The organism is Mesorhizobium sp. M2E.F.Ca.ET.219.01.1.1, assembly GCF_004016445.2.
In the GTDB taxonomy this organism is placed as follows: Bacteria; Pseudomonadota; Alphaproteobacteria; order Rhizobiales; family Rhizobiaceae; genus Mesorhizobium.
In genome coordinates this window covers 2081681-2104461 of sequence record NZ_SADT02000001.1, presented here as the reverse complement: position 1 = coordinate 2104461, position 22781 = coordinate 2081681, and the positions used below count along the sequence as shown (strand labels likewise).

The window sequence follows — 22781 nt, the reverse complement described above, 5'->3', positions numbered from 1 at the left end:
GCGCGTCCCCTGGATCGGAGCTATTTCTTGACCGCTGCCGCGACTTCCGCCGCGAAATCGGTCGTTTCCTTCTCGATGCCCTCGCCCAGCGCGTAGCGCAGATAGGCAGTGATCTTCGCCGGAGCGCCGATCTCCTTCTCGGCATCCTTCAGCGCCTTCTCGACGGTGATGTCGGGATTGAGCACGAAGGCCTGCTTCAAAAGCACCACCTCTTCGTAGAACTTGCGCAGGCGGCCCTCGACCATCTTCTCGATGATGGCTTCCGGCTTCCCGGACTGGCGCGCCTGGTCGGAGAAGATCGCCTTCTCGCGCTCGACCAGCGCCGGATCGACTTCCTCCGCGCTCAACGCGACCGGGTTGCTGGCGGCGACATGCATCGCGACCTGGCGGGCAAAGGCATTAGCGGCGTGTTCGTTACCCGTGGTCTCGATCGCCACCAGCACGCCAAGCTTGCCGAGGCCGTCGGCAACCGCGTTGTGGACATAGGTCGCCACCGCGCCATGCGGCACGGTGAGCTTCGCCGAACGGCGGAAGTTGATGTTCTCGCCGATCGTGCCGACCGCGTCCTTGACGGTCTCGGTGACCGTCTTGTCGGAGCCCGGATATTTCGCGGCGGCGACGGCCTCGGTCGTGCCATAGGCGAGCGCGACCTTGGCGATGTTGCGCACCAGTTCCTGGAACTGCTCGTTGCGGGCGACGAAGTCGGTCTCGGAATTGACCTCGACAATGGCCGCTTCACGCACACCGGCGTCGACGCCGATCAGCCCCTCGGCGGCGGTGCGGCCGGCCTTCTTGTCGGCCTTCGAGATCCCCTTCTTGCGCAGCCAGTCGACGGCCGCTTCCATGTCGCCGTTGGTCTCGTTCAACGCCGCCTTGCAGTCCATCATGCCCGCGCCGGTCAAGTCGCGGAGTTCTTTGACCTGTGCAGCCGAAATCGTCATTGTCGCCTCTTTGTTTCAAATGCGCCGACGCACCAACCGGGACTCGGGTGATGCGCTCGGCAAAAGCGCTTTAGCGCGCCAACTTATTGGAAAGATGAAGGCCGGGTTCCGGCCTTCGATATCAAGCTTCCGGAGCTTCGCTGGCCGGAGCGTCGATCGCTGGCTCGACCGGAGCCTCGGCCGAAGCGCCGATATCGACGCCGAGCGCGCCCTGCTGGCGGGCGATGCCGTCGATGGCCGCCTTGGCGATCAGGTCGCAATAGAGCTGGATGGCGCGGGCCGCGTCGTCATTGCCGGGGATCGGGAAGTCGATCTTGTCCGGGTCGCAGTTCGAATCGATGATGGCCACGACCGGGATGCCGAGGCGCTTGGCCTCGAGGATGGCGATCGCTTCCTTGTTGGTGTCGATGACGAACATCAGGTCCGGCGTCGAGCCCATGTCCTTGATGCCGCCGAGAGCCTTGTTGAGCTTCTCGCGCTCGCGATCGAGGTTCAGGCGCTCCTTCTTGGTGAGGCCCTGGGCCTCCCCGGCCAGCGTCTCGTCGAGCTTGCGCAGGCGCTGGATCGAGTTCGAGATCGTCTTCCAGTTGGTGAGCATGCCGCCCAGCCAGCGCGAGTTGACATAGTACTGGGCCGAACGCTGCGCGGCGTCGGCGACGATGTCGGAGGCCTGGCGCTTGGTGCCGACGAACAGCACGCGGCCGCCCTTGGCGACGGTGTCGGACACCTGCTTCAGGGCCTGGTGCAGCAGCGGCACCGTCTGCGACAGGTCGATGATGTGGATGTTGTTACGGGCGCCATAGATGTAGGGCGCCATCTTCGGGTTCCAGCGATGGGTCTGGTGGCCGAAGTGAACACCAGCTTCCAAAAGCTGGCGCATGCTGAAATCTGGCAGAGCCATTCTTTAGTTCCTTTCCGGTTGGCCTCCACGGACACAGGCATTTCGGACGGGATGTCCTGATGCCACCGGAGGTTTCAGCCGGATTTCTCCCGGGCAGACACCAAAGTCCGTGTGTGGAATGAGCGCGCATATAGAGGGGAAGTCCCATAAACGCAAGCCGTGCATCGCTGCGCGGCTCAACGTGCGGCAATCAGCGCACCCGTGCCGATCATCGCGCCGCCGGCGAACCTGTTCATCAGGCGCATGCGCCTCGGGGTGTTGAACCAGCCGGCTGCCCGGCCGGCCATCGCGGCGTAGATGCCCATGGTGATGACATCCACGCTGACCACCACAAGCACCACCAGCAAGCCATCGGCGAAGGTCATGGTATCGAGGTTCAAGATCAGTGGCATGATGGAGGCGTGGAACAGGATCGCCTTCGGATTACCGAGCGCAATTGAAGCACCGAGAACGAAGGACCGCGACAGCCGCGCCTGCGACCGAGGAGATTCGTCCGGTTGTTTGGCAGCGGCCCGCCACATCCTGATCCCGAGAAAGACGAGGTAAGCGGCGCCCGCGTATTTCAGCAGAAGAAAAATCCATTCGAAGGTCTGGGCAAGCGCCACCAGTCCGAGCAGCGCCAGGGTGACCAGCACGGCGTCGCCCGCGGCGACGCCCACGCCGGTCATGAACGCCCGACCGAAGCCGCGCGACAAACCGTTGGTGATAACCGCGAACATCGCCGGTCCGGGCGTGGCGGCTGCCAATGTGATTGCAGCGCAATAGGCCAGGAACGCCGTCACCGTCATCGTCTCACCTTCCCATTCGGCACCCGCACACGGCGGAAGACCGCCACGATCTCCTCGCGGCTGCATTCGACCGCGCCAAGCCTGACCGCGCGATCACGCTCGAAGCCGGTTATATCGTAGTGCGGCGCCGACGTCTTGGGCGGCCCCTGGTAGGACGAGCGTTTGATGCCGAGTTCGGCAGCGAAGCGATGCAGTTCATCGACCTCGTCGGCAAGCAGATGGCACCAGCGGTGGCCGGCCCATTTCCAGATCGCCGCATCGACATAGATCGCCATCAGGCTCGCCGCACTGGGTAAGCCTCACACATGGCGTCTTGAGGCCGGGCCCACAAGCCGGGTCGCCAATCGTCGGGAATCGCTATTTCGAAGCCGGGCAAGGCTTGGTCTGATCGAACAGCGACAGGTTCACGAGCTTGCCGGTCATCGAGAAGTCGCCATAGTCCATGACGAGGTCACGGGTGATGCCGTTCTCGTGCAGCTTGAAGCTGATCCGGTATTCCGGCACCTCTTCGCCGCTTTTGTCGGTATCGTCGAAATAGGCGATGTCGACCGGCCAGTATTTGTCGGCAGCGAGCTTGGCCAGCGCCGGCGCTTCCGGATCCGTCTTTTCCGCGTCCGTCTTCTTGCCGACGACAACGGTGGTGGTCATCACCTTGTTGGCGTCCTCGGAACCGTCGAACAGGTTGGTCTGATAGAAATTCTCGCCCTTCTCGGCCTTGCCGATCAGCTCGACCAGATGCTGGGTCGGGAACTGCGTGGCCGCGAGCTCGAGGCTGCTTTTCTCGGGCTTGTCGATATCGACCTTGAGGCCCTTCGGTTCCCTGGTGGCTACCCCCTTCACCTCTTTGTCGAGGTTCTGGTCGACGAAGGATTTCGTCACGAAGGAAAAGGTCTTGCCTTCGGCATCCTCGAAAGTCGTCGTCTGCTGGTCGGTGAGCCTCGTGTTGTCGTTGGTCACGATCTGGGTGACGAAGCGGAACTTGACCGTGTAACCCTCGCAGGCTGAGCCGTTGAACTCGTAGACCATACGGCCGGTGATGCCGGTAATGCCCGAGCGATCGGATGCCTTGTTTAGCGTGAGATCGTAGACGGCGCGATGCGCCTGCAGCGCGGGCACCGCAAAGGCCGGCGCCATTGGGAACGCCGCAGAAAGACAGGCAGCGGCAAGAAAAAGGCGCGTTGCGCGCATACGTTGCTCCGATCGTCGCGGCCGCGAGGCAGGCCGCAGGGAAAGATGGTCCAGCTTAAAAAAAGTCGTGGCGGAAGCGAGGCAAAAATAGCAATTTCGGCCCGGCCAACGCGGCGCCTTCCAGCAATAGGGAAAACCAATGAGCGAAACAATCGAAAAGCGGCTAAGCGATCTGGGCGTCACCATTCCGGCCGCTGCCGCGCCCGCCGCGAACTACGTGCCCTATTGCCGCACCGGCAACACGCTGTTCACCGCCGGCCAGCTGCCGCTGAAGGACGGCAAGCTGCAGGCAAGCGGACTGCTCGGCCGCGACATCGACACAGCGGGAGGCAAGGAAGGCGCTAAATTCTGCGCCATCAACATCCTGGCGCAGGCCAAGGCGGCCCTCGGCGATCTCGAAAAGATCCGGCGTCTGGTCAAGATCACCGTCTTCGTCGCTTCCACGCCTGATTTCGTCGAGCAGCATCTTGTCGCCAACGGTGCCTCCGACTTCCTGGTCGCGGCGCTGGGCGAGCGCGGCAAGCACGCCCGCTCCGCCGTCGGCACCGCGTCGCTGCCGCTCAACGCGGCAGTCGAGATCGAAGCGATCTTCGAAGTCGAGTGAGATTTACTATGACCGATCTTTCCTGGCTGATCGCGCAGCCTGTCGCGCATCGCGGCTTCCACGACATGAACAAGACGCGCTGGGAGAACACGCTGTCGGCTTTCGCCGCCGCTGCCGAGCGCGGCTACGCGATCGAATGCGACGTCCACATCTCGGCCGACGGCGTTCCGATCATCATCCACGACAATGACCTTAAGCGCCTGACCGGCGAGGACGGGTTCATTTGGCAGCGCACTGCGGCGGAACTGACGTCGCTGAAGGTGGGCGGCACCAAGGACCATCTGCCGACGCTGCAGGAAGCGCTCGACCTGATCGACGGCCGCGTACCGCTGGTGGTCGAGTTGAAAGGCGTTCCCGGCCACGACGCGGGGCTGGTGGCAAGCGTCGGCCGGCTGCTCAAGCGCTACACGGGCAAGGTGGCGATCATGTCGTTCGATCACTGGCTGATCCGCGACTTCGCCAAGGATGCGCCGGGCATTCCCGGCGGGCTGACCGCTTACGGCACGGAGAACCAGTTGATCGAAGCGCATTTCGCCATGCTCGCGCATGACCTTGCCTTCACCTCCTACGCCGCCGGCGACCTGCCCAACCCCTTTGTCAGCTTCGTGCGCGAGAAGCTCAAAATGCCTGTCATCACCTGGACCGTGCATGACCAGCCGGCGGTCGACCTCACCTTCAAATATGCCGACCAGATGACCTTCGAGGGTTTCGAGCCCGATCTGGTCAAGGTCGCCTAGAGCCGGATGATTTCAGGTCGAAGCGACCTGAAATCTGATCCGCCTCTAAATCAATCAAAGAGAGAGCATGGTGTCGTCCGAAAAACCGCTTCACACTTTTCGGCATCATGCTCTAGGCGGTGCCTGAAACGTGACTTGTAGCAGCCCTGAGGACGCTTAAATAAGCCGCATGGATCAAGGCGACGACGACGATGGACGGGCAGCGAACGCGGATTATGCGATCCGCGTCGCGGCGGGCATCGGTGCCTTCACCTGCGAGGAATGGGACGGCTTTGTCGGCACCACGCGCAGCGATAAAGAAAACGGCTACAACCCGCTGGTTTCATTCGCTTTTCTAAGCGCGTTGGAGGACTCCGGCTGCGCTGTCCGGCGCACTGGCTGGCAGGGCCATCACCTGCGGCTGGAAACGGCGCAAGGCAGGCTTCTCGGCGCTGTCCCTTGTTATCTGAAATCGCACAGCCAGGGCGAATATGTCTTCGACCATGGCTGGTCCGACGCCTTCGAGCGCGCCGGTGGCCGCTATTACCCAAAGCTGCAATGCTCGGTGCCGTTCACGCCGGTCACCGGCCCTCGCCTGCTGGTCAGCAAAGGCGAGGACGCAGGCGCCGTGAGGGCCGGCCTGGCGGAGGGGTTGAAGCTCGTGACCGACAAGCTCGGCGTCTCTTCCGCGCATGTCACCTTCGCCAGCGAGCCCGATGTCGCGACGCTGGAAGCGGCAGGGTTCCTGCATCGCATCGACCAGCAGTTCCATTTCTTCAACGAAGGCTTTTCGACCTATGACGACTTCCTCGCCACGCTCGCCTCACGCAAGCGCAAGGCGATGAAGAAGGAGCGCCGCGAGGCACTTGCCGACGGCATCTCGATCGACTGGCTGACCGGCAAGGACATCACCGAACGCGCCTGGGATGATTTCTTCGCCTTCTACATGGATACCGGCGGCCGCAAATGGGGCCGGCCCTATCTCAACCGGCAGTTCTTCTCGCTGATCGGCGAGCGCATGGCCGATGACATCCTTCTGGTGATGGCGAAGCGCAACGGCCGCTACATTGCCGGCGCCATCAACTTCATCGGTTCCGACGCGCTTTACGGACGCAACTGGGGCTGCATCGAGGATCACCCCTTCCTGCATTTCGAGGTCTGCTACCACCAGGCCATCGACTTCGCCATCGAGCGCAAGCTCAAAGTGGTGGAGGCAGGCGCGCAGGGCGAGCACAAGCTGGCGCGCGGCTACCGGCCGGTGACCATGCATTCGGCGCATTACATTTCGCATCCCGGCCTGCGCAACGCCGTCGCCGACTATCTCAGGCGCGAGCGGCGCGAGGTCGAGCGCATGGGCGAATATCTCGAAGAGCACACGCCCTTCCGCAAGGACCTCGGGGATTAATCCTGGGCGACGAAAAAGGCGGCTTGGCGGTCGATCTCCCCTGAACGCCTTGCCGCCCACCGGCGGCTTCGCTACACCGGACGGCGAATGCAATTGGGAGTGTCACCCCATGGCCGAAGCCTATGATCCCGGCAACATCTTCGCGAAAATCCTGCGCGGCGAGATCCCCTCGCACCGAGTCTATGAGGACGACGCCGTCGTCGCCTTCATGGATGTGATGCCGCAAGGCACGGGCCATACGCTGGTCGTGCCCAAGGCGCCGTCGCGCAACATGCTCGACGCTGATCCGGCAACGTTCGCTCCGCTGTTTGCGGTCGTGCAGAAGGTGGCGGTGGCGGTGAAAAAGGCCTTCAACGCCGACGGCGTCACCATCATGCAGTTCAACGAGCCGGCTTCCGGGCAGACCGTCTACCATCTCCATGTCCACGTCGTGCCGCGCTTCGAGGGCGTGCCGCTGAAGCCGCATTCCGGGCAGATGGAGAAGCCGGAGGTGCTGGCCGAGAATGCCAGCAAGGTCCGGGCGGCTCTGGCGGGCTGAGATGGGGCGAAATCAAAAGTTCAGATAAAGTCCCGCCAGCAGCAAAAACTCGGCTGTGGCGATGCCGACGACCATGCGCTTTCCCGACACCAGATAGGCGACGAAACCCAGGGCCGCCGCCGCTATCCTCAAGCCAAACGAAGTGTGCGCAAGCGCGCCGCCTGGAAAGACAATCAGGTTGCCGATGACGGCGGCAACAAGCGCCGTCGCCATGGTGCGAACCAGTACCAACAGGTCTGAATCTTCGGAAAGCTTGCCGCCAAGATAGACACCGAGGAAGCGCCAGATATCCGTCGCGGCGAAACCGGCGACGAGAATGAACAGGTATGGCCACCACCAGGCGCCGCTAGAAAAGTAGCTCACGCCACGCGCACCTTGCGCCGCCGCAAGTGCAAGCCATAGGCGACCGTGCCGCCGATCAGTCCGGCAACCAGCAGATCGATCTGGGGCAACACTATGTGGAAGACCGGTCCGAGGACGAGGCCCAGGACCGTTGCCACATGCCCTGCCCGTTCGCGTGCGGACCCCCACAACGAGGTCAGAAAATACATCGGCGTCAACATCAGCAACGCCGCCGAAACGGCGGACGGCAGCGCATCCGCCACTGCATAGACGACGGTCACGACGATGACATTCGTCGTCACCAGCGTGCCGCCGAGGCCGGCATAGTAAGTCGTACGCATGTGAGGCGGGACGCGCTTGAGGCGCTCCATGGCCAGCACCCAGGAGGTCACGGCCACGAAATGCGCCAGGAGATAGAGCACGCCTTGCCGGGTCTTCCCGGCGCGCATCTCGGGTGCTAGCGCCATCACCATCGGCATCAGACGTATGGCGGACAGCGTGACGGCGAACATCGCCGCCGGCAGCGCCGCTCCCGAGGCGATCGCGCCCACCAGCACGACCATGGATGGCAGCGCCCACACCGTTGCGGTCATGAAAGCGGCCTGTACGACCGTGACCCCGGCGCCTTTCGCCAAGGCGGCAAAGCCAATGAACGAGCTGATGAGGATCAGGCCAGGCAGGGAAAAGGCCGCGCGGACACCACCCAGGAACCAGGTGGAACGAGGCGCTGTGGCGTCCGAGATCCAAGTCGACATGTGCCGGCCATAGCATGCGCGGCCGTAGGATGCGACCGCACCGAAAGCGGCGCATCGTCTTTCCATTGATCCAGGAAAATCTGTTGTGGGTTGGAGGACATCGGCCACGGGCAGCCACAAACCCTGCCCGAAAACGCCGGCAAGATCTGTGCGGCATTTCCACGTTCTTCCTTGCAACAAAAAAGCCCCGTCGCCGGGGCTTTTCTGCAATTCGGGATAAGGCCGATCAGCTCTTGCGCGGCAGTTGCGGCACCAGGCTGCGCTTATTGCCGTCCTTGCCCTTCGGCTCCGGCTTCTGCGCCACCGCCTTCTTGGGCGCCGGCTTCTTGGCCACCGCCTTCTTCGGCTTCGGCGCGTCTTCCGGCTCTTCCTTCTTCGGCTGCACCGGCGACTCGTCGGCGAGCGATTCGAGCTTCAAGCCGGACTCGCCGGTTTCCTTCTTCTCGACGGTGACGCGCACCGTGCCGCCCTTCTTGAGCTTGCCGAACAGCACCTCGTCCGCCAGCGGCTTCTTGATGTGCTCCTGGATGACGCGGCCGAGCGGACGCGCGCCCATGCGCTCATCATAGCCCTTGTCGGCCAGCCAGGCGATCGCGTCCGGCGACAGGTCGAAGGTGACGCCACGCTCGGAGAGCTGGGCCTCGAGCTGCATGACGAACTTCTGCACCACCTGATGGATGACCGGCACCGGCAGCGAGCCGAACGGGATGATCGCGTCGAGACGGTTGCGGAACTCCGGCGTGAACAGCCGGTTGATCGCCTCGACGTCGTCGCCTTCGCGCTTGGTCGAGCCGAAGCCGATCGCCGCGCGCTGCGCATCCGACGCGCCCGCATTGGTGGTCATGATCAGGATCACATTGCGGAAGTCGATCTGCTTGCCGTTATGGTCGGTCAGCTTGCCGTGGTCCATCACCTGCAACAGGATGTTGAACAGGTCCGGATGCGCCTTCTCGACCTCATCGAGCAGCAGCACGCAATGCGGATGCTGATCGACGCCGTCCGTGAGCAGGCCGCCCTGGTCGAAGCCGACATAGCCGGGAGGCGCGCCGATCAGCCGCGAGACGGTGTGGCGTTCCATGTATTCCGACATGTCGAAGCGGATCAGTTCGACGCCGAGCGAGGCGGCAAGCTGCTTGGCTACTTCCGTCTTGCCGACGCCGGTCGGGCCCGAGAACAGGTAGGAGCCGATCGGCTTCTCCGGTTCGCGCAGGCCGGCGCGCGCCAGCTTGATCGCCGAGGTCAGCGCTGTGATGGCCGTATCCTGGCCGTAGACGACGCGCTTCAGCTCGACGTCCAGGCCTTGCAACACCTTCTCGTCGTCCGCCGAAACCGTCTTCGGCGGGATGCGCGCCATGGTGGCGATCGTCGCCTCGATCTCCTTGATACCGATCGTCTTCTTGCGCTTGGCCTCCGGCACCAGCATCTGCGAGGCGCCGGTCTCGTCGATCACGTCGATCGCCTTGTCCGGCAGCTTGCGGTCGTTGATGTAGCGCGCCGACAGCTCGACCGAGGCCTTGATCGCCTCGCTCGTGTAGCGGACCTTGTGGAACTCCTCGAAATAGGGCTTCAGGCCCTTCATGATCTCGATGGCGTCCTCGATGGTCGGCTCGTTGACGTCGATCTTCTGGAAGCGCCGCACCAAAGCGCGGTCCTTTTCGAAGAACTGCCGGAACTCCTTATAGGTGGTCGAGCCGATGCAGCGGATCGCACCGGAGGACAGCGCCGGCTTCAGGAGGTTCGATGCATCCATGGCGCCGCCAGAGGTGGCGCCCGCCCCGATCACGGTGTGGATCTCATCGATGAACAACACCGCGCCCGGATAGTCCTCGAGCTCCTTCACGACCTGCTTCAGCCGCTCCTCGAAGTCGCCGCGATAGCGCGTGCCGGCCAACAGCGTGCCCATGTCGAGCGCGAAGATGGTGGCATCCTGCAGCACTTCCGGCACATCGCCCTCGACGATGCGCTTGGCCAGCCCCTCGGCGATCGCCGTCTTGCCGACGCCAGGGTCGCCGACATAGAGCGGGTTGTTCTTGGAGCGGCGGCACAGCACCTGGATGGTGCGGTTGATCTCGCTGTCGCGGCCGATCAGCGGGTCGATCTTGCCGGCGCGCGCCTTGTTGTTGAGATTGACGCAGTAGGCCGTCAGCGCGTCCTGCTGCTTCTTCTTGCCGTTTTCCTCCTGCGGCTCGGCACCGTTCTGGCCGCCCTGCTCGTCCTCGGCGCCGCGCGGGGTGCGCGATTCCGAAGCGCCCGGGCGCTTGGCGATGCCGTGCGAGATGTAGTTGACCGCGTCGTAGCGGGTCATCTGCTGTTCCTGCAGGAAGTAGGCGGCGTGGCTTTCGCGCTCGGCGAAGATGGCGACGAGCACGTTGGCGCCGGACACTTCCTCGCGGCCGGACGACTGCACATGGATCACGGCGCGCTGGATGACGCGCTGGAAGCCTGCCGTCGGCTTGGAATCCTCGTCGTAACCGGTGACGAGGTTGTCCAGTTCGGTGTCGATATAGGTGAGAACCGTGTGCTTGAGCTCATCGAGATCGACGTTGCAGGCGCGCATGACGGCGGCCGCCTCGGTGTCGTCGATCAGGGCAAGCAGCAGATGTTCGAGCGTCGCATACTCGTGATGCCGCTCGTTGGCGAATGTCAGCGCCTGATGTAGCGCCTTTTCCAGGCCTTGGGAGAAAGCCGGCATGTTACCTCACTTCTTCTCCATCACGCATTGCAGCGGATGCTGATTCTGTCGGGCGAAATCCATGACCTGGGACACTTTGGTCTCGGCCACCTCGAATGTGTAGATACCGCACTCGCCCACTCCATGATTGTGAACATGAAGCATGATGCGCGTGGCGGCCTCGCGGTCCTTTTGGAAAAAACGCTCCAGGACGTGAACGACGAACTCCATGGGAGTGTAGTCGTCGTTCAGAATGAGAACCCGATAGAGACTGGGCTTCTTGGTCTTGGTTTTGGTGCGCGTGATGACAGCGGTACCGCGACCGGGATCGTTGCGGTCCCCGTCACTTTGCATTCGCACCACGCCCGCCGTGGCAGTCAAACCGATCGTCACGTAGTCCAGCCTTTTCGAATCCTCATGCGAGTTCAACATGTAGGTTCTCGATGGACGATTTTAAGCCCTTCTGTTTAGCTGACAATATGGCTAGGTGGGCAAACCTCAGCGAATTTCTCAATCGTGAATGCGGCAATGTGCATCGGGTTGCGATCACGCATGAAAAAACCCGGCCGCGTTTCCGCGACCGGGTCCTTTCTGCAGGCCGGTTGGCCGTATCGGCTGCGATGGGACGAAATTACTTCGCCTTGGCGACGACCGATTCGAAGGGCTTGTAAGCTTCCTTGGCGAGTTCGGCATAGAGATTGCCGATCTTGCTGGCTTCGGCCACGAAGCTCTCATAGCTCTGCTTGGCGTAATCGGTCTGGATCTCGATGGCCTTCTCGATCGACTTGGCCGCGAACAGCTTCTCGACGGCGGCGCTGCCGGCCTCGAAGCTCTTCTTGGTGTATTCGCCGGCTTCGGTGGCGATCGCCTGCGCGCCCTTGGTGAGGGAGGCAAAGCTCTTCAGCCCGGTGTCGGCAAACTCCTTGCCGTATTTCGAGAAGTCCTCATAGGTCTGGGTCATTTCATTCTTCCCTTGGTTGAAACGCCCTTTTGGCCCCGGGCGCCCTTGTGCAATGCACCTCAATATATTGTGCGTTGCACAAAAGTCAAGAATCCCTTGGGTAAGCCGGCGCTCCGGCCCCGCCGGCCGGTAAAATTCGATTAAAGAAAAGTTCGATTTGCCGAAAAATGGTGAACGCGGCGGTTACCATAAACGGATTGGTAACGCTGCGCGCGATAGCTTGGCCAGAAGTGAGGCAGGCACTCCCTTTGCCGCCTCCGGGGCAACGAAAATTCAGGGTAAGTAACGGTGCGTCAGGCGTTGTCGGGCTTCGTCTCCAAATCTTCATTCTCCATCAAGGCAATCATGGTTGCCGCGCTCGCGGTAACGATTGTCGCCGCCGATGTCGCGTCGGCGCTTGCCGCCAAGTCCGCGGCCATCGTCGTCGACGCCAAGACCGGCAAGGTGCTCTATTCGGCCGACGCCAATGGCAGGCGCTATCCGGCGTCGCTCACCAAGATGATGACGCTCTACCTCACCTTCGAGGCGCTGGCGAAGGGCAGGATCAGCAAGAACACGCCGGTTCCTTTTTCCGCGCATGCCTCCGCCGAGGCGCCGACCAAGCTTGGCGTGCGCCCCGGCGGCTCGGTTCCGGTCGAGACCGCGATCCTCTCGATCGTGACGAAATCGGCGAACGACTCGGCCACCGCGCTTGGCGAGATGCTAGGCGGCAGCGAAGACAATTTCGCCCGCATGATGACGGCCAAGGCGCGTCAGCTCGGCATGAACGGCACCGTCTTCCGCAACGCCAACGGCCTACCCGATCCGGGCCAGTTCACCACCGCGCACGACATGGCCATGCTTGGCATCGCGCTGCGCGAGCACTTCCCGCAATATTACGGCTATTTCTCGCAGCGCTCGTTCCTGTATGGCCGTCAGCGCATCAACGGCCACAATCGCCTGCTCGGCCGCATCAAGGGCGTCGACGGTATCAAGACCGGCTACACCCGCGCCTCGGGCTACAATCTGGTGTCCTCCGTCGCCGATGGCGATCGTCGGCTTGTCGCTGTGGTGATGGGCGGCGCTTCCGGCCGCAGCCGCGACAACCAGATGGCCGCGCTGATCAACACCTATCTACCGCGCGCCTCGACACGCGGCGGCGGCGATCTCATCGCCAAGGGCAACGACAACCCGATCAAGACGCTGGCCAAGGTCTTCTCGCCCAAGCAAGACGCTCCGACTCCGGACGAAAAGCCGGCGACGGACGACACTGTCGTCGCCTCGGCCGATGACGCCGCCGATAGCGTTGAGGACGACACCCAACAGGTCGCCGAAGAGACGAAGCCCGTGATCCAAGTCAAGAAGGTGAAGACGGTTGCCGTGGCCGCCATGACGCCGGCTCCCAAGCCGCAGGAGACCACGTCGCAGGCGGTCACTGCCTATGCCGAACAGGCACCCGCCGCGCCGGCGATCGATCCGGTCAAGACGTCGTCGGTTCCGTCCGGCTGGGTGGTTCAGGTTGCCTCCTCGCCCACCAAATCCGGAGCGCAGACCCTGCTCGACCAGACAGCCAAGCAGGCGCCGAAGGTCCTGGCCGACGCTTCCGGTTTCACCGTCGCCTTCGACAAGGACGGCACCACCTACTACCGCGCCCGCTTCGGCGGCTTCGGCTCGAAGAATGCCGCTTGGAAGGCCTGCGATGCGCTGAAGCGCAAGAAAATTTCGTGCTACGCCGTCGAGCAATAGGCGGCTGTTGAAATCTCCCGGAAGGTACCGGCGTCGAAGGAGACTAATCGTGATTGGAGAGCAGGACGTCCTTGGCTTCATTGATTCGCGCCGCCAGGACAGACGTGCCGCCGACATCGGCGTTCAGGCGCTGCATCAGGCGGCGGTGCGCCTTGCGGATATCCGCCGCGGCAGCCCCCGCTTCAAGACCAAGGACCTTGTAGGCCTCCTCCTTAGTCATGGCGCCCGCACCTGGCGCAACACTCAGCCCTTCGCCACCGTGCGGCTGCGCGTCCTTGCGCCAGACGGGAAAACGGCCGTCAAGATACGTCTCTAAAAGCTGGCGGCTCTCCGGGTCCGGATTGAGCTCGCCATGAAGCTGGCGCAGATCCGTCAGCCCCATCGCACCAAGCATCTTGCCTTCATAGCGACCGGCCAGAACGAGCCCCTCGAGCCTGCCGCTGTCATGGTCGAGGTCCATTTCGAGTGCAGCGGTGCGCACCGTCGAATGCTTGGAAGCGGCGGCCCGCGCCGGAGGTCGCCTCGTACGAATCCAGACGACCCAGGCGAGCGCCGCCAGCAGGAGCAACCCGCCGATAAGGCTGCGGCCGAAGATCAGCATCGGCGCGCCGACCAGGCCAAGCAAGGCCGGCCCAAGCGACCTGAGGCTGTCCGCCATCCTTGCAGGATCCGCGCGCACAAAAAGCACCGCGGCGCCGAAAAGCACCACGAGCACCGCTGCCAAAGCGAGGATCACGCCCATCGGTTAGCGCCATACGGATGACTGAGCATAGGAAATAGGATGGGACCTAGGTCCGGCGCTTGCAAGCCCCACGCTGGACGAGCCGAAGGGCCAGCGCGGGACAGCGATACACAAGCCGCTTTAGAGCAGCCCGAGTTCGGCGAGTTCCAGTCTCAGCTTCGGCGGCATTTCGGCGAATGCCAACCTGCCCTTGCCGAGATCGGCCGGCGCATCAGCGGGCTTGAGGTAACGCCAGCCTTGGAAAGCGCGCCGCGGCTGCCAGTCGGTGCGCACAACCTCGGGATCGAGCACCAGATGGCAGCGGCTGATACCTTCAGCGTCAGTAAAAGGCCGAATCTCGGTGATCAGCTGTCGGCACTGCACGCTGCCCTTGATCACCCAATAGAGCGATCCGCCATCCGTGATCTCGCTGCCGCGCGTCGGCACCATGCGGGTGGTGTGCCAATGCTCGGCCGGCTCGCCGGCGCGGCGCCGCTCGTCGAGGCGGAAGGCGATCCACTCTTCGAGATCCTCGACGCTGTCGCAGCCGACGCAGAGTTTTAGGAGATTGAGAGACATGCCCCAAGATTTAGCCGCAGGGGTTGACGCGTCAACGCCTTGAGCAACTTCTCCACAGGGCCAGCCTTGATCTCGGCAAGACCTCAGCACTCCACCACGTTCACCGCCAGGCCGCCGAGGCTGGTTTCCTTATATTTCTCGTTCATGTCGAGGCCGGTTTGGCGCAGGGTCTCGATCGCGGCGTCGAGCGGCACGAAATGCGTGCCGTCGCCCTTGATGGCCAAGGAGGCGGCGGTCACCGCCTTGACCGCGCCCAGCGCGTTGCGCTCGATGCAGGGCACCTGCACCAGGCCGCCGACCGGGTCGCAGGTCATGCCGAGATGATGTTCGAGCGCGATCTCGGCGGCATTCTCCACCTGCTCGGGCGTGCCGCCCATGACGGCGCACAGGCCGGCGGCGGCCATCGCGGAAGCGGAACCCACCTCGCCCTGGCAGCCGACTTCGGCCCCTGAGATCGACGCGTTCGATTTGATGATGCCGCCCACGGCGGCCGCCGTCAGCAGGAAGTCGCGGATGCTTGGCTGGTCGGCTTCGGGATGGAAATGCAGCCAATAGCGCAGCACCGCCGGCAGCGTACCGGCAGCGCCATTGGTCGGCGCGGTGACGACGCGCCCGCCGGCCGCGTTCTCTTCATTGACCGCCATGGCGTAGATCGACAGCCAGTCATTGGCGAGCAAGGGGTTGGGCCGGTTCTGCTGCCACTGTTCCTGCAGCTTGTCGTGGAGCTGCCGCGCGCGGCGGCGCACCTTCAGCCCGCCCGGCATGATGCCGTCCTGCGACAGGCCGCGATCGATGCAGCCCTTCATCGCGCCCCAGATCGCGTCCAGCCCCGCATCAAGCTCCTCGCGCGACATGTGTTTTTCTTCGTTGGCGCGCTTCATTTCGGCGATTGAAAGCCCGCTCTTGGCCGCCATCGCCAGCATCTCGACGGCATTCTTGAACGGATACGGCACTCGTCTGCCCTCGGTCGTCACCGAGCCCTTGGTCTTCATGCGCTGCAGCTCTTCCTCGGAAACGACGAAGCCACCGCCGATCGAATAATAGATGCGTTTGAGGAGCAGCCGATCGGAAGCGTCATAGGCATAGAAGGCCATGCCGTTGGCGTGGCCGGTCAGCGGCGTCTTGCGGTCGAGCACAAGGTCCTTGGCAGGGTCGAACCGGTAGGTCGGATGCCCAGGCGGCGAAATGCGCTTCTCCGCCCCGATGCTGGCGACGATGCCGTCGGCCTCGTCCGGATCGACCGTCTGCGGCGTCTGGCCGGCCAGGCCGAGGATCACGGCGCGGTCGGAACCATGGCCGATGCCGGTATAGGCGAGCGAGCCATGCAGGCTGGCGCCGATACGGTCGACTTTCACGCCCGCCGGCCGTGGCCAGTCGCCGGCCACGATCTCGTCGAGGAAACGGCGCGCGGCCGTCATCGGCCCCATCGTGTGCGAGCTCGAAGGGCCGATGCCGATCTTGAACAGGTCGAAAACCGAAAGGAACACGGGGCCGTTGTCTCCTGGGGCCGATCAAGGCTTACATATAGGAACTCCCGCGATGTTTCCGCTGTTTTGCATGTCGCGGCGCAGCGGCTGCCGACCTTGTTTGCTCCGCCAGCGACATTGCCCTCCGGCAACTTCGAACGCCCGTCGAAGCGCCGGCTCGGCCTGTGTTACAAGAACGCATGGGCGACTCACTTCACCTCTCAATGGCAGATCTGACGGCTTTGATCTTCTTCCTGGTTGTCTGGGTGCTTCATACGCTCGCCTCCGACGGTAGGCTGATCAGCCGCGTGTCGCTGACGACCGCGATGAACGCCCAGCGCGAAGCCTGGATGCGCAATATGGCCGAGCGCGAAATCCGCATCGTCGACACCGCCATCATGGGCGGCCTGCAGCAAGGCACCGCCTTTTTTGCCTCGTCTTCCCTGATTGCGCTCGGCGGCTGCTTTGCCCTGCTCGGCGCCTCCGACCGCGTGCTGCAGGTTCTGGCCGACCTGCCCTTCGGCGCGGCTTCCTCGCGCGAAGCCTTCCAGACCAAGGTGTTCGGCCTGGTGCTCATTCTCGCCTTCGCCTTCTTCAAATTCGGCTGGGCCTACCGGCTGTTCAACTATTGCTCGATCCTGATCGGCGCGGTGCCGACGCCGCATGGCCCGGCTTCGCGCAATCCGGTCAGCGAAACCGCGGTGTGGCGGGCGACACGCATGAACGTGCTCGCCGGCAAGCACTTCAATTCCGGCCTGCGCGCCGTCTTCTTCTCGATCGGCTATCTCGGCTGGTTCGTCGACCCGGTCGTCTTCGTGATCTCGACGCTGGTGCTTCTTGCGGTGCTGGTGCGCCGCCAGTTCTTTTCAGCGGCGCGGCAGGCGGTGCTCGGTCAGCCGCCCGGTCCTGAGAAGAGCTGATCGATCTTGCCGACGAGCCTGTAGGCGAAAAGCCCAATCCACTCGCGGACGGCGATTGTGGTCGACTGCAGCGAGTCGACTGGATTGTCGCGGTAGAAGCCGACGCCTTCCTTGCCTGAGGTTCGATAGTCGACCGGCCACGGAATGGTCGCAAAGCCCGCCTTGTCGAACAACGCCTTGGCGCGCGGCATGTGGAAGGCCGAGGTGACCAGCAGCCATGTCTCGCCCGGTTTCGGCTCGACAAGCTTTCGCGAGAAGACAGCATTCTCGTAAGTGTTGCGCGACTTGTCCTCGAGGATCAGGCGATCGGCCGAAACGCCGAGCGCCCCGAGTAGCCTCGGCGCCGTGTCGGCATCGCCCTCGCCGTCGAGGAAAAGCGAACCGTTGCCGCCGGACACGACGATCTTCGCCTGGGGAAAGCGCCTGGCCAGGATCGCCGTTTCGACCATACGATCGCCGCTGCTGTTCAGCTCATAACCGCCGCGCGCCAGATTGATGGCGCCCTCGAAGCCACCGCCAAGCACGACGATGCCGTCGACCTTCTCGGGCAATGGCGGCTTCGGAAAGCGTTCTTCCAGCGGGGTGAGCATCATCGCGCCGACCGACGTCCAGGCCGAAAGAACCAGGATCGCGATGCCGAGCACAGTGCCCGTCGCTGCCAGCCGGCGCCGCCGGAACAGCGCTGCCAACAGGCCGGCAAGCAGCAGAAAGATCGCGAGGTTGATCGGCTGGCCGAAAAACCAGAAGATTTTGGACAGGTAGTAGAACATCCCTCACCCTCTGTCAGATGAGGTATGACCTTACCACCACTTTTCCGGCTGAAATTTGCCCGCCGCCTGCTCGATAACATGCGCCGTCTGGAACAGCGTTTCCTCGTCGAACGGGCGGCCGATCAGCTGCAGGCCGAGCGGCAGGCCCTTGCCGTCGAGGCCGGCAGGCACGGAAATGCCGGGAAGGCCCGCCATGTTCACCGTCACGGTGAAGATGTCGTTGAGATACATCTTGACCGGATCGGAGGCCATGTCCTCGTCGGCGATGCCGAAGGCGGCCGACGGGGTTGCCGGCGTCAGGATGACGTCGACGCCTGCTGCAAAGACATTCTCGAAGTCGCGCTTGATTAGCGTGCGCACTTTCTGCGCCTGCAGGTAATAGGCATCATAATAGCCGGCCGACAGCACATAGGTGCCGATCATGATGCGGCGCTTGACCTCGCGGCCAAAACCGGCGGCGCGCGTCTTCTCATACATGTCGATGATGTCCTTGCCGGGCACGCGCAGGCCGTAGCGCACGCCGTCGTAACGAGCGAGGTTCGAAGACGCCTCGGCGGGCGCCACGATGTAATAGGCCGGCAAGGCATATTTGGTGTGCGGCAGCGAGATATCGACGATCTCGGCGCCGGCATCCTTCAGCCAGGCAATGCCTTTCTGCCAGAGCGCCTCGATGTCTTCCGGCATGCCGTCGACGCGGTATTCCTTCGGAATGCCGACCTTCATGCCCTTGATCGGCTTGCCGATCGCCGCCTCATAATCCGGCACCGGGCGGTCGACCGAGGTCGTGTCCTTCGGATCGACCGAAGCCATCGACTTCAACAGGATCGCGGCGTCGCGCACGTCGCGGGCGATCGGCCCGGCCTGGTCGAGCGACGAGGCGAAGGCAACGATGCCCCAGCGTGAGCAGCGCCCGTAGGTCGGCTTAATGCCGACCGTGCCGGTGAAGGCGGCGGGCTGGCGGATCGAGCCGCCGGTGTCGGTTGCGGTGGCGCCGGCGCACAGGAATGCGGCCACGGACGACGCCGAGCCGCCGGACGAGCCGCCCGGCACCAGTTGAGCGTTGTCGAGCGTGCGCTGAGTCTTGGTGCCGCCGGCGGAGACAAAGCCGCCATCGCCCTGATGCGTCGTCGGCATGACGACCGTATCGACGCGCGAGCGGCGCCACGGATTGATCACCGGCCCGTAATAGGAGGTCTCGTTGGATGAGCCCATGGCGAACTCGTCCATGTTGAGCTTGCCGAGCATAACGGCGCCGTCGGCCCACAGATTGGCGGTCACAGTCGATTCATAGCGCGGCTTGAATCCGTCCAGCACATGGCTGCAGGCCTGGGTGTGGATGCCTTCGGTGGCGAAAAGGTCCTTGATGCCGAGCGGGATGCCCTCCAGCGCCCCGCCTTCGCCCTTGGCGAGCTTGGCATCCGAGTTCTTGGCCATGTCGCGCGCCTTATCAGCGGTGACAGTCACATAGGCGTTCAGCACCGGATTGGCGCGCTCGATCGCCGCGAGATAGGCCTCGGTGATCTCGGCCGCGGTGATCTCCTTGCCGCGCAGCTTGGCGCGGGCCTCGGAAATGGTGAGATGTGTGAGATCGCTCATCAGGCAAGGCTCTTTTCGTAAAACACCGACCATTCGGAGTCGGGATAATCCAGCACCGGTCCGCAACGCGTGAATCCGGCGCGCTCATAAACGGTCCAGGCGGCGGGGTGGCGATCGCCGGTTTCGAGCACCAGCCGCGTCAATCCTTCGTGGCGGGCAAGCGCCTCGACGCGTCCGACGATCTCGGCGCCGATCTTTTGGCCGCGATGCGACGGCCGCGTGTACATGCGCTTGACCTCGCCGATCGCCTCGTCGTGCCGCTTCAGCGCGCCGCAACCTACCGCAAGGCCGTTGTCGCGCGCGATGAACACCGTCGTATCCAAACCAGCCATCTGCTCGACGGTCAGATGATAGCAATGCTCGGGCGGCGTCAGTTCGAGCAGCGCGGCATTGAGTTCGGCGACCAGCGCGCGCACGTCGTCCTGCAAAGGCGTCTCGACGGCGATCTCGACAGCCACGGCCTACTCCACCACCTTCGGAACGAGGAAGAAGTTCTCTTCGGTTGCCGGCGCGTTGGCGACGATGTCGGCGGGCTTGTTACCGTCGGTGACGACATCCTGGCGCTTCTTCATCTCCATCGGCGTGACCGAAGTCATCGGCTCGACGCCCGAGACATCGACCTCGTTCAGTTGCTCGACGAAACCGAGGATGGCGTTCAATTCGCCAGTCATGCGCTCGGCGTCCTCCTCGCTCACCGCGATACGGGCAAGGTGCGCGACGCGCTTCACGGTCTGAAGATCAACGGACATGTTCTTTTCGCCTCGGGAAAACCAGTGCGGGCTATAGCGGCGTGGCGCTCAGCGCGCAACATGGATCATGTCGGCCCGATCGGCCCGGAGATGCCCAGGGGTCGCCCAGGACAGTGCGACCCCATCGCAGAAGAGCGAAGCGCCTTAGATCGTGATCGCCTTGCCGATCTCGGGCAGCGCCACCTTGACGCCCGAGCCATCCATGCCGGCGACGAACTTGTCGGCGGTCTGGTCGATCATCGGGAAGGTGCCGAAATGGCAGGGAATGACGGTGTCGAAGCCGAAGAAGCGGCGGCAGGCAAGGGCCGCCACCGCGCCGCCCATGGTGAAGCGGTCGCCGATCGGCACGATGCCGATCTTCGGTTCGTGCAGCTCGTTGATCAGCCCCATGTCGGAGAAGATGTCGGTGTCGCCCATGTGGTAGAGCGTCTTGTCCTCGGGAAAATGCAGGACGAGCCCACCCGGATTGCCGAGATAGGTGTTCGTGCCGCCTTCGCCGCCGAAAGAAGACGAATGCAGCGCCTGGACGAAGGTCGTGGTGAATGGTCCGCAATCGACCGTGCCGCCGATATTGCCGGGATTGATCTTGTCGCTGCTAACGCCCTGGCCGACCAGGTACATGCAGATCTCGAAATTGGCGACCAGCGTGGCGACGCTTTTCTTCAGCACCTGGATCGCGCCGCTGACATGGTCGTTGTGGCCATGGGTCAGGAGAACATGCGTGACGCCTTCCGCCGGGCCTTCCCAGCCGCCCGTCCAGGACGGGTTGCCGACCAGATAGGGGTCTATGAGAATGGTGGCATCCTTGGTCTCGACGCGGAATGCCGAATGTCCATACCATGTCAGTTTCATCAATGCTTTCCTCGATTTTTCTGTTGCCGAAGGATAGAACGCTGGCGGCAAATTGAAAGTAGCGCGGCGTTCTCTACCGTCAAAAGGATGTGTGACGCCCGGATGTCAGAGGAAGCCTTTGGCCATTATTTCAATCGAGGAACTGCCGGAGCGGCTTGCCGACGGCAAGACGCTCGCCGGGCTCGATCTCGGCGACAAGACGATCGGCGTGGCGGTCTCCGATCGCGGGCTGTCCTTCGCCCATCCGCGGCCGGTGATCCTGCGCAAGAAGTTTTCGCTCGACGCCGCCCAACTGCTCGCTCAGCTCGAGAAGGATAATGTCGGCGCCATCGTGCTTGGCCTTCCCGTCAACATGGACGGCTCGGAAGGGCCCCGTGCGCAAAAATCGCGTGCCTTCGTCCGCAACATGGCGCCGCTTTCGGACCTGCCCTTCGTGCTGTGGGATGAGCGCCTGTCGACGGTCGCGGCCGAGCGGACGCTGATCGAGATGGATTTCTCGCGCAAGAAGCGCGCGGGCAAGATCGATTCGGCGGCCGCCGCCTTTATTCTGCAGGGAGCGTTGGACCGGCTTCAGTCGCTCCGGCAAGACCGTCTTCGCTGATATTGCCCTGCCGGCGCTGCCTGATCCATTCGGCGATGTTGCGCCGGCGGCGGAAGGCCCACAGCCCCATCAGCAGGAAAAAGTCGAAAACGCAGGTTCGCGCCACCATGCCAGGGATGATGGCCGGGTCGACGCCTAGCATCTGGCCATAAAGCTGGAAGGCGAAATCGTGCACCTGTCGGCTCAGCATCACATAGCCGAAATTCATGTCGTTGGCCGACAGGAAGAACCATCCCCAGAAGATGGCCATCGGAGCAGCCCAGAGTGTGAACAGCGTGCGCATCAGCGGCTGCCTCCAGGTTTGTTTTCCGGACGGCCTGATATGCGCGAAAGCAAGGAGCTGTGCGCAGCCCCCATCGCCATGCGCGAGGCGGCACGAACATCGCCTTGGGGCAGATTCATTGCGGCGGCAATGGCGGAGCGGCGTTCGGCCGTCACCGCGACATAGGAGGCAAGCAGTGCCGTCATCTGAATGCCGACGATCACGAACAGGCCGTCGATGCCTTGCGCCACGCCGCCGATGAGAATCAGCGAAAGCAGGGACGATGCGAAGATGAAGGCGACCCGGGCGACGCTCTCACCCGCGTCCAGCCTTGCCGCGCCGTTGAGCAGCGTTTCGACAAAGGCCCAGCAGAACAACACCGCGACGGTCAGGAGCGCGACCGAAAGCGGCGCGACCACGGCAACATTTTCAAGCTGCGGAAACCGGCCGCCCTGGATTGAGAGGCCAAGCACGCCAAGCGCCGCTGCTATGCCCCGGCTGCCGTCCATGCAGACATAGGCAAGCAGGGCGAAAACCACCGCCCAATGCAAGGCCAGAACTGAGCTCAACACGTGCCGCATAAGGATCCTGCTTCGCGGAGCCCGGGCCATGGTTAACCCTTCCCTACTCCAGCAAGCGGAGATTGGGCTTTGCGAAGGTCCGCCGCAATGGAAACCATTTGTTAAGGTTAACGGCTATCCACAGGCCGGCAATCGGCGTTGGAAAGGTG

The 22781-nt window shown here is 63.2% G+C and carries 27 protein-coding genes; 7 read left to right on the top strand and 20 right to left on the bottom strand.

Annotated features, from left to right (window positions below; all coding sequences use genetic code 11):
• Positions 1-20: 20 nt before the first annotated feature.
• From tsf to EN862_RS10020, 5 genes are all read right to left on the bottom strand, one after another.
• Positions 21-941: a translation elongation factor Ts gene (gene tsf, locus EN862_RS10040; RefSeq protein WP_127863915.1), complete on the bottom strand. Its 921-nt coding sequence runs from the start codon at positions 939-941 to the stop codon at positions 21-23.
• Positions 942-1062: 121 nt separating this feature from the next.
• A complete protein-coding gene (gene rpsB, locus EN862_RS10035) occupies positions 1063-1842 on the bottom strand; it encodes a 30S ribosomal protein S2 (protein ID WP_127863914.1) in 780 nt (259 codons plus the stop codon).
• A 176-nt stretch (positions 1843-2018) separates the two neighbouring features.
• Positions 2019-2630 (bottom strand): LysE family translocator, encoded by a 612-nt coding sequence (locus tag EN862_RS10030; protein WP_127863913.1) that lies wholly within the window; start codon positions 2628-2630, stop codon positions 2019-2021.
• A complete protein-coding gene (locus EN862_RS10025) occupies positions 2627-2905 on the bottom strand; it encodes a DUF4031 domain-containing protein (RefSeq protein ID WP_127863912.1) in 279 nt (92 codons plus the stop codon). The genes EN862_RS10030 and EN862_RS10025 overlap by 4 nt, the downstream gene beginning before the upstream one ends.
• A gap of 82 nt (positions 2906-2987) precedes the next feature.
• On the bottom strand, positions 2988-3818 hold the full coding sequence (locus tag EN862_RS10020) for a cell envelope integrity EipB family protein (protein ID WP_127863911.1): 831 nt from the start codon (positions 3816-3818) through the stop codon (positions 2988-2990).
• Positions 3819-3957: 139 nt separating this feature from the next.
• Between EN862_RS10020 and EN862_RS10015 the strand changes: the two genes are divergently transcribed.
• The 4 genes from EN862_RS10015 (at position 3958) to EN862_RS10000 (ending at position 7081) form a co-directional block, all read left to right on the top strand.
• Positions 3958-4422, top strand: coding sequence for a RidA family protein (locus tag EN862_RS10015; protein ID WP_127863910.1), 465 nt, complete (start codon positions 3958-3960; stop codon positions 4420-4422).
• An 8-nt stretch (positions 4423-4430) separates the two neighbouring features.
• Positions 4431-5159, top strand: a complete 729-nt coding sequence (locus EN862_RS10010) for a glycerophosphodiester phosphodiesterase (RefSeq protein WP_127863909.1) — start codon at positions 4431-4433, stop codon at positions 5157-5159.
• A 169-nt stretch (positions 5160-5328) separates the two neighbouring features.
• Positions 5329-6543: a GNAT family N-acetyltransferase gene (locus EN862_RS10005; protein WP_127863908.1), complete on the top strand. Its 1215-nt coding sequence runs from the start codon at positions 5329-5331 to the stop codon at positions 6541-6543.
• A 109-nt stretch (positions 6544-6652) separates the two neighbouring features.
• A complete protein-coding gene (locus tag EN862_RS10000) occupies positions 6653-7081 on the top strand; it encodes an HIT family protein (protein ID WP_127863907.1) in 429 nt (142 codons plus the stop codon).
• A gap of 12 nt (positions 7082-7093) precedes the next feature.
• Here the strand turns inward: EN862_RS10000 and EN862_RS09995 are convergent, their stop codons facing one another.
• The 5 genes from EN862_RS09995 to EN862_RS09975 form a co-directional block, all read right to left on the bottom strand.
• Positions 7094-7444, bottom strand: a complete 351-nt coding sequence (locus EN862_RS09995) for an AzlD domain-containing protein (protein ID WP_127863906.1) — start codon at positions 7442-7444, stop codon at positions 7094-7096.
• Entirely contained in the window at positions 7441-8178 is a 738-nt protein-coding gene (locus tag EN862_RS09990; RefSeq protein ID WP_127863905.1) for an AzlC family ABC transporter permease, read from the bottom strand. Before EN862_RS09990 ends, EN862_RS09995 begins: the two co-directional genes overlap by 4 nt.
• Before the next feature lie 226 nt (positions 8179-8404).
• Positions 8405-10870, bottom strand: coding sequence for an ATP-dependent Clp protease ATP-binding subunit ClpA (clpA, locus tag EN862_RS09985; RefSeq protein ID WP_127863904.1), 2466 nt, complete (start codon positions 10868-10870; stop codon positions 8405-8407).
• Positions 10871-10876: 6 nt separating this feature from the next.
• Complete coding sequence (clpS, locus tag EN862_RS09980; RefSeq protein WP_036258315.1) at positions 10877-11203, bottom strand: ATP-dependent Clp protease adapter ClpS; 327 nt, start codon at positions 11201-11203, stop codon at positions 10877-10879.
• Between the two features lie 277 nt (positions 11204-11480).
• Complete coding sequence (locus EN862_RS09975) at positions 11481-11810, bottom strand: phasin family protein (protein WP_095818678.1); 330 nt, start codon at positions 11808-11810, stop codon at positions 11481-11483.
• Between the two features lie 288 nt (positions 11811-12098).
• Here EN862_RS09975 and EN862_RS09970 point away from each other — a divergent pair, with 288 nt between their 5' ends.
• On the top strand, positions 12099-13535 hold the full coding sequence (locus tag EN862_RS09970) for a D-alanyl-D-alanine carboxypeptidase family protein (RefSeq protein ID WP_127863903.1): 1437 nt from the start codon (positions 12099-12101) through the stop codon (positions 13533-13535).
• A gap of 43 nt (positions 13536-13578) precedes the next feature.
• On the opposite strand, the gene EN862_RS09965 is transcribed toward EN862_RS09970, so the two are convergent.
• The 3 genes from EN862_RS09965 to EN862_RS09955 all read right to left on the bottom strand — a co-directional run bounded on the left by EN862_RS09965 (position 13579) and on the right by EN862_RS09955 (position 16322).
• On the bottom strand, positions 13579-14277 hold the full coding sequence (locus EN862_RS09965) for a molecular chaperone DnaJ (protein ID WP_127863902.1): 699 nt from the start codon (positions 14275-14277) through the stop codon (positions 13579-13581).
• 120 nt (positions 14278-14397) lie between these two features.
• Positions 14398-14835: a DUF1489 family protein gene (locus EN862_RS09960; RefSeq protein WP_127863901.1), complete on the bottom strand. Its 438-nt coding sequence runs from the start codon at positions 14833-14835 to the stop codon at positions 14398-14400.
• Positions 14836-14918: 83 nt separating this feature from the next.
• Positions 14919-16322 carry an L-serine ammonia-lyase gene (locus EN862_RS09955; RefSeq protein ID WP_127863900.1) on the bottom strand — a complete coding sequence of 468 codons (1404 nt, stop codon included), beginning with the start codon at positions 16320-16322 and terminating at the stop codon, positions 14919-14921.
• Positions 16323-16501: 179 nt separating this feature from the next.
• Between EN862_RS09955 and EN862_RS09950 the strand changes: the two genes are divergently transcribed.
• Entirely contained in the window at positions 16502-17221 is a 720-nt protein-coding gene (locus EN862_RS09950) for a DUF599 domain-containing protein (protein WP_127863899.1), read from the top strand.
• Here EN862_RS09950 and EN862_RS09945 read toward each other — a convergent pair.
• The 5 genes from EN862_RS09945 to EN862_RS09925 all read right to left on the bottom strand — a co-directional run bounded on the left by EN862_RS09945 (position 17194) and on the right by EN862_RS09925 (position 21188).
• Complete coding sequence (locus EN862_RS09945; RefSeq protein WP_127863898.1) at positions 17194-17991, bottom strand: YdcF family protein; 798 nt, start codon at positions 17989-17991, stop codon at positions 17194-17196. The genes EN862_RS09950 and EN862_RS09945 overlap by 28 nt on opposite strands.
• 30 nt (positions 17992-18021) lie before the next feature.
• Complete coding sequence (locus EN862_RS09940) at positions 18022-19587, bottom strand: amidase family protein (protein ID WP_127863897.1); 1566 nt, start codon at positions 19585-19587, stop codon at positions 18022-18024.
• Positions 19587-20045 (bottom strand): GNAT family N-acetyltransferase, encoded by a 459-nt coding sequence (locus EN862_RS09935; RefSeq protein ID WP_127863896.1) that lies wholly within the window; start codon positions 20043-20045, stop codon positions 19587-19589. Before EN862_RS09935 ends, EN862_RS09940 begins: the two co-directional genes overlap by 1 nt.
• 3 nt (positions 20046-20048) lie before the next feature.
• On the bottom strand, positions 20049-20336 hold the full coding sequence (gene gatC, locus EN862_RS09930; RefSeq protein ID WP_127863895.1) for an Asp-tRNA(Asn)/Glu-tRNA(Gln) amidotransferase subunit GatC: 288 nt from the start codon (positions 20334-20336) through the stop codon (positions 20049-20051).
• Between the two features lie 144 nt (positions 20337-20480).
• Positions 20481-21188 (bottom strand): metal-dependent hydrolase, encoded by a 708-nt coding sequence (locus EN862_RS09925; RefSeq protein WP_127863894.1) that lies wholly within the window; start codon positions 21186-21188, stop codon positions 20481-20483.
• 118 nt (positions 21189-21306) lie between these two features.
• Between EN862_RS09925 and ruvX the strand changes: the two genes are divergently transcribed.
• A complete protein-coding gene (gene ruvX, locus EN862_RS09920) occupies positions 21307-21789 on the top strand; it encodes a Holliday junction resolvase RuvX (RefSeq protein ID WP_127863893.1) in 483 nt (160 codons plus the stop codon).
• Here ruvX and EN862_RS09915 read toward each other — a convergent pair.
• Positions 21731-22072 carry a DUF6105 family protein gene (locus EN862_RS09915; protein WP_127863892.1) on the bottom strand — a complete coding sequence of 114 codons (342 nt, stop codon included), beginning with the start codon at positions 22070-22072 and terminating at the stop codon, positions 21731-21733. The two genes, ruvX and EN862_RS09915, sit on opposite strands and share 59 nt — an antisense overlap.
• Positions 22072-22632, bottom strand: a complete 561-nt coding sequence (locus EN862_RS09910) for a hypothetical protein (RefSeq protein WP_127863891.1) — start codon at positions 22630-22632, stop codon at positions 22072-22074. Before EN862_RS09910 ends, EN862_RS09915 begins: the two co-directional genes overlap by 1 nt.
• Positions 22633-22781: the final 149 nt, after the last annotated feature.

Excerpts from the sequence above, each read along its gene's own strand:
- tsf (WP_127863915.1), bottom strand. The coding sequence starts at position 941 with ATGACGATTTCGGCTGCACAGGTCAAAGAACTCCGCGACTTGACCGGC.
- EN862_RS09915 (WP_127863892.1), bottom strand. The coding sequence starts at position 22,072 with ATGCGCACGCTGTTCACACTCTGGGCTGCTCCGATGGCCATCTTCTGG.
- EN862_RS10015 (WP_127863910.1), top strand. The coding sequence starts at position 3,958 with ATGAGCGAAACAATCGAAAAGCGGCTAAGCGATCTGGGCGTCACCATT.
- EN862_RS09965 (WP_127863902.1), bottom strand. The coding sequence starts at position 14,277 with ATGGGCGTGATCCTCGCTTTGGCAGCGGTGCTCGTGGTGCTTTTCGGC.
- EN862_RS10010 (WP_127863909.1), top strand. The coding sequence starts at position 4,431 with ATGACCGATCTTTCCTGGCTGATCGCGCAGCCTGTCGCGCATCGCGGC.
- EN862_RS09990 (WP_127863905.1), bottom strand. The coding sequence starts at position 8,178 with ATGTCGACTTGGATCTCGGACGCCACAGCGCCTCGTTCCACCTGGTTC.
- EN862_RS09950 (WP_127863899.1), top strand. The coding sequence starts at position 16,502 with ATGGGCGACTCACTTCACCTCTCAATGGCAGATCTGACGGCTTTGATC.
- EN862_RS10030 (WP_127863913.1), bottom strand. The coding sequence starts at position 2,630 with ATGACGGTGACGGCGTTCCTGGCCTATTGCGCTGCAATCACATTGGCA.
- clpS (WP_036258315.1), bottom strand. The coding sequence starts at position 11,203 with ATGCAAAGTGACGGGGACCGCAACGATCCCGGTCGCGGTACCGCTGTC.
- rpsB (WP_127863914.1), bottom strand. The coding sequence starts at position 1,842 with ATGGCTCTGCCAGATTTCAGCATGCGCCAGCTTTTGGAAGCTGGTGTT.
- EN862_RS09925 (WP_127863894.1), bottom strand. The coding sequence starts at position 21,188 with ATGAAACTGACATGGTATGGACATTCGGCATTCCGCGTCGAGACCAAG.
- EN862_RS10000 (WP_127863907.1), top strand. The coding sequence starts at position 6,653 with ATGGCCGAAGCCTATGATCCCGGCAACATCTTCGCGAAAATCCTGCGC.
- EN862_RS09945 (WP_127863898.1), bottom strand. The coding sequence starts at position 17,991 with ATGTTCTACTACCTGTCCAAAATCTTCTGGTTTTTCGGCCAGCCGATC.
- EN862_RS10005 (WP_127863908.1), top strand. The coding sequence starts at position 5,329 with ATGGATCAAGGCGACGACGACGATGGACGGGCAGCGAACGCGGATTAT.
- EN862_RS09910 (WP_127863891.1), bottom strand. The coding sequence starts at position 22,632 with ATGCGGCACGTGTTGAGCTCAGTTCTGGCCTTGCATTGGGCGGTGGTT.
- clpA (WP_127863904.1), bottom strand. The coding sequence starts at position 10,870 with ATGCCGGCTTTCTCCCAAGGCCTGGAAAAGGCGCTACATCAGGCGCTG.
- EN862_RS10020 (WP_127863911.1), bottom strand. The coding sequence starts at position 3,818 with ATGCGCGCAACGCGCCTTTTTCTTGCCGCTGCCTGTCTTTCTGCGGCG.
- EN862_RS09975 (WP_095818678.1), bottom strand. The coding sequence starts at position 11,810 with ATGACCCAGACCTATGAGGACTTCTCGAAATACGGCAAGGAGTTTGCC.
- EN862_RS09960 (WP_127863901.1), bottom strand. The coding sequence starts at position 14,835 with ATGTCTCTCAATCTCCTAAAACTCTGCGTCGGCTGCGACAGCGTCGAG.
- EN862_RS09940 (WP_127863897.1), bottom strand. The coding sequence starts at position 19,587 with ATGAGCGATCTCACACATCTCACCATTTCCGAGGCCCGCGCCAAGCTG.
- EN862_RS10025 (WP_127863912.1), bottom strand. The coding sequence starts at position 2,905 with ATGGCGATCTATGTCGATGCGGCGATCTGGAAATGGGCCGGCCACCGC.
- gatC (WP_127863895.1), bottom strand. The coding sequence starts at position 20,336 with ATGTCCGTTGATCTTCAGACCGTGAAGCGCGTCGCGCACCTTGCCCGT.